Raw genomic sequence first — 1,614 nt, forward strand, 5'->3', positions numbered from 1 at the left:
TCGTTTGCCCTCTCATTCCTTCGTCATGCCTATCCAAGGGGTGGAGGCCAGTTATGCTATCCTAATGGGTCCGAGCCCTTATGTTGAAGAAATCTGGTACTCCGTACATATTTGAAATCCTACGAATAAGCCAACATTCGATAAATTTAAAGAAACATACACTCTTTATAATTATTTATTGGAGTTTACCCTTTCGGGTAAACTGGTCTAAGAATCTATTAGTTCTTATGCAGCTAAAGAAGTTAAATGTTGTAGTTTTTCCGGACAATAGGATTCATTTCGTTTGGCTATTCCTACAAATATACGTGCTAGTTTTCCGATCAATTTCATAATGGATTTCATTTTTTTCATTTTTTTTACTTTAACATTATGGGAGTGAATTGCTTTAAATTCCTGGTTATTCATCACAAGGCTCATTGTCGCTAAGTAGAGGAATCGTCGTAGCCTGGACCTTCCACGTTTTGAGATGACAATTTGACCTTTCCACTTCCCAGAACTTGCTTCAGCTAGGTGTAAACCTGCATGACGAAGTAGAGAATTGCCGTGAGAAAAACCGCTTAAATCCCCTGCCTCACCTAAAATACCAGCGAGTGAAATTTCACTAATACCTTTAATGGTAAGCAGTTTCTTGGCAAAAGGGATCTTATTTAATACATCAGAAACTTGTTTTTCAACTCTTTCGAGTTGTGTTACGGCTAAATCATACTCCTCTAGTAATTGTTCCAAATGAAATTTATACGCATCTAATGCTTGTCTGGTGCCCACTGATTTTCTAGCTGCTTGAAGAAGCAATTGGGCTTTTTTTAAACCAGGTTGTCTCTTCATAATTGATTTCCAACCTACTATAATCTCGCTAGGCTCCATAATTGACAATTCAATGGGAGATGGAAATAGACGAAGGGTTGCGATTGCCCCTTTAGCCGTAACTTCTTTAAACACCTGTCGAAGTTCCGGAAAGACTATATCTACCCATCGATTTAATTGATTAATAGAACTAACGAGGCGTTTAACTACTACATCACGGTTAGACATAAGTACCCTCAGTTTTTCGAATGATTCTGATGTATACCTAACATAGGAGTAGTAACCGTTCTTTACCATATCAGCGATGACTAAAGCATCTTTTTTATCGCTTTTTGACTGGCTATTATCACGATTTTCTTTATTCCTTTTTACTAAATGTGGGTTTACTGTTACAACCTCAATATTTTGTTTAGAAAGCCATCTTGAAAGATTGATCCAGTAGTGCCCAGTTGGTTCCATCCCAACTATAACTGTATCTAGGTTATTTAACTTTTGAAGATTTTTAATCCATATTAATAAACTAGCAAATCCCTCTTCATTATTTTCGAAGGCCAGTGGATCTCCGACTACAATTCCACGGAAATTTACGGCTCTTGCGACATGAAATTGTTGTGCAATATCTACGCCGACAACGAGATGTTTATCGGAAATTCTTTCTATTAGTTGATTTTGTTTGTCTTGCATTTTAAACTTCATAGTAGGGGTTCCTCCTAAGTTTTGAGTTAGAGTGGTGTCTATACTCATATCTTACTGAGGAGCTCTTTTTTTATCAAAGTCAATAATTAACTCTCTACAGGAATGCTATCCTGC

At 37.0% G+C, this 1,614-nt stretch carries 1 protein-coding gene; it reads right to left on the reverse strand.

Going from position 1 to position 1,614, the window contains the following annotated elements; translation table 11 throughout:
• Nucleotides 1-225: 225 nt before the first annotated feature.
• Nucleotides 226-1,500 carry an IS110 family RNA-guided transposase gene (locus COE25_RS29460; protein ID WP_098935172.1) on the reverse strand — a complete coding sequence of 425 codons (1,275 nt, stop codon included), beginning with the start codon at nucleotides 1,498-1,500 and terminating at the stop codon, nucleotides 226-228.
• Nucleotides 1,501-1,614: the final 114 nt, after the last annotated feature.

Source organism: Bacillus sp. AFS031507, assembly GCF_002584635.1.
Classification (GTDB): domain Bacteria; phylum Bacillota; class Bacilli; order Bacillales; family Cytobacillaceae; genus Neobacillus.

What these genes read in the sequence shown, in the direction of transcription:
- COE25_RS29460 (WP_098935172.1), bottom strand. Translation starts at nt 1,500, where the DNA reads ATGAAGTTTAAAATGCAAGACAAACAAAATCAACTAATAGAAAGAATT.